At 53.6% G+C, this 2,345-nt stretch carries 4 protein-coding genes; all 4 read left to right on the forward strand.

Annotated elements, in window-relative coordinates:
- Positions 1-1,093 (forward strand): phage major capsid protein (locus ACTQ52_RS12235; RefSeq protein WP_441982778.1); only part of this gene is annotated, 1,093 nt, incomplete at its 5' end.
- Between the two features lie 81 nt (positions 1,094-1,174).
- Positions 1,175-1,444, forward strand: a complete 270-nt coding sequence (locus tag ACTQ52_RS12240; RefSeq protein ID WP_441982779.1) for a head-tail connector protein — start codon at positions 1,175-1,177, stop codon at positions 1,442-1,444.
- A gap of 12 nt (positions 1,445-1,456) precedes the next feature.
- Positions 1,457-1,789, forward strand: a complete 333-nt coding sequence (locus ACTQ52_RS12245; protein ID WP_441982780.1) for a phage head closure protein — start codon at positions 1,457-1,459, stop codon at positions 1,787-1,789.
- Positions 1,786-2,157, forward strand: a complete 372-nt coding sequence (locus tag ACTQ52_RS12250) for an HK97 gp10 family phage protein (protein ID WP_441982781.1) — start codon at positions 1,786-1,788, stop codon at positions 2,155-2,157. Before ACTQ52_RS12245 ends, ACTQ52_RS12250 begins: the two co-directional genes overlap by 4 nt.
- Positions 2,158-2,345 lie beyond the last annotated feature (188 nt).

A 2,345-nucleotide genomic window follows, 5' to 3' on the forward strand; every position in this document is an offset into this window, starting at 1 on the left:
AGATGGAGAAACGTATGACCGCATGGAAAAGGAGATCACGGATCTCACGAAGGAGATCGATCGTCTGAATCGTCAGGCTGCCATTGAGGCACAGCTGAGTCAGCCGACCTCTTCTCCTCTTTCCAACATGCCTTCCGCAGGCAACGATAAGCCTAAGAAGCAGGGACGTGCTTCTGACCAGTATGCCAAGGATATGCTGACTGCCATGCGCACGAACTTCCATCAGGTATCTGACATTCTGCAGGAGGGCGTAGATGCCGATGGCGGTTACCTCGTCCCGGAGGAGTGGGACAGCCGTCTCATTGATGTCCTGAACGAGGAGAACATCATGAGAGGCCTTGCCACCCAGATCACGACTTCCGGTGAGCACAAGATCAACATCGCCGGTGCCAAGCCGACGGCGGCATGGATTGAAGAAGGCGGTGCACTGCAGTTTACCGACGCGAAGTTCGGACAGAAGATCATGGATGCTCATAAGCTCCATGTGGCGGTGAAGGTAACCGAGGAGCTTCTGTATGACTCCATGTTTGACCTTGCAAGCTACATCACCACACAGTTCGGAATCGCCATCGCCAATGCCGAGGAGGATGCCTTCCTGAACGGCGATGGGAAGGGGAAGCCCACCGGTCTCTTTGATGAGACCAATGGCGGCACGGTCGCAAAGACCCTCACCGGCACCAAGCTTGGCACTGATGATGTGCTGGATCTGGTCTACGCCCTGAAGCGTCCGTACCGGAAGAAGGCATCGTTCATCATGAACGACCAGACCCTTGCAGCTCTCCGGAAGCTTAAGGACAACAACGGCGCCTACATCTGGCAGCCGTCCTATCAGGCAGGGGAGCCGGACAGACTTCTTGGCTATGCGGTTCACACCAGCGCCTTTGCACCGGAGCTTGCGGCAGGAAAGCCTGTGATGGCATTTGGTGACTACAGCTACTACAACATCGGCGATCGCGGCAGTCGTTCCATGCAGGAGCTTCGTGAGCTCTTTGCCGGAAACGGCATGATCGGGTATGTCGCCAAGGAGCGTGTTGATGGTCTTCTGGTTCTTCCGGAAGCCGTGCAGATCCTGAAGGCAGGCGCATCTGCCTGATCTGCAACAGGAACAACGTAACGATGAGAGCTCAGAGTGTCAAAGCTCTGGGCTTTCTTTGTGATTCGAAGGGAGGACAGGATGATCACGCTCGAAGAAGCAAAGAAATATCTCCGGGTTGACGCAAACGATGAGGACGACATCATCCAGCAGGAACTGGACGCTGCCGAGAGCCTTGTGGCATCGGTGCTCCGAAAGGGCAGTCTCGAGGACGAAAGTAGTCCGATTGTCGTTGTGGCAGTCCTTTATGCCCTTGCCTATCTTAACGAACACCGGGAGGAAGCGGATCATCACGCCCTGACCATCACGCTTCGAAACCTCCTCTTCGGAGAACGGGATGTCAGGTTCTGATGGAGGTGCGGGATGAATATCGCGGCAATGAATGTAAGGCTTACGATCCAGAAGAATGAGGTCATCAAGGACAAGTATGGGAACCATACCAACACCTGGACAGACTTCTACACCTGTTGGGCGACACCGGTACAGAGTGGTGGATCTGAGAAACTGGAAGCCGGAACGACGACTAGCATCGATGCCATCGACTTTACCGTCCGGTATGCAAAGTGCCTCGAAGGACTCAACTCCACAAAGATTCGGATCCGACTGGGAAATGCGATCTACAACGTGACCGCCATTGACCCGATGGGCTTTAAGAAACGGAGCCTGAAGTTTAAGTGTGAGAAGGTGAAGCGATGAAGGTAAAGATAGATGACCTTGCCGCTACGGTAGAAAAGACACTCTCGGACTATGTGGAAGATGTGAATGACATCGTAAAGCAGGAGATTAAAGATGCCGGGAAAGAAGCTGTGAAAGAACTGAAAGAGAAATCGCCAAAGCGCACCGGAAAGTACGCAAAAGGATGGCGATCTACCGTTCAGAAGGAGACGGCGGTCGGCGCAGAAGTGGTTGTTCACAACAAGATCTACAGACTGACACACCTCTTGGAGAAAGGCCATGCCAAGCACGGTGGTGGAAGAGTTGCGGGCATTCCACATATCGCTCCGGTCGAAGAAGAAATCACCGGGAAGCTATCAGATGAGATTGAGAAGGAATTAAAGGGCTGAGGATGGGAGGAAGCAATGGACAAGATCATACAGATTCTGGAGGAGCTTGAGCAGCAGGGAATTCCTTATGCCTACGATCACTTTGCGGAAGGGGAAGGGCCGGATCCTCCCTTTCTCTGCTTCCGCTGTCCGAACAGCGACAACTTCGCTGCGGATGGAACCGTGTATTTCCCGATCACAGAGATCGA

Source organism: Oribacterium sp. Sow4_G1_1 (genome assembly GCF_052116105.1).
GTDB lineage: Bacteria > Bacillota > Clostridia > Lachnospirales > Lachnospiraceae > Oribacterium.

Excerpts from the sequence above, each read along its gene's own strand:
- ACTQ52_RS12240 (WP_441982779.1), top strand. The coding sequence starts at position 1,175 with ATGATCACGCTCGAAGAAGCAAAGAAATATCTCCGGGTTGACGCAAAC.
- ACTQ52_RS12245 (WP_441982780.1), top strand. The coding sequence starts at position 1,457 with ATGAATATCGCGGCAATGAATGTAAGGCTTACGATCCAGAAGAATGAG.
- ACTQ52_RS12250 (WP_441982781.1), top strand. The coding sequence starts at position 1,786 with ATGAAGGTAAAGATAGATGACCTTGCCGCTACGGTAGAAAAGACACTC.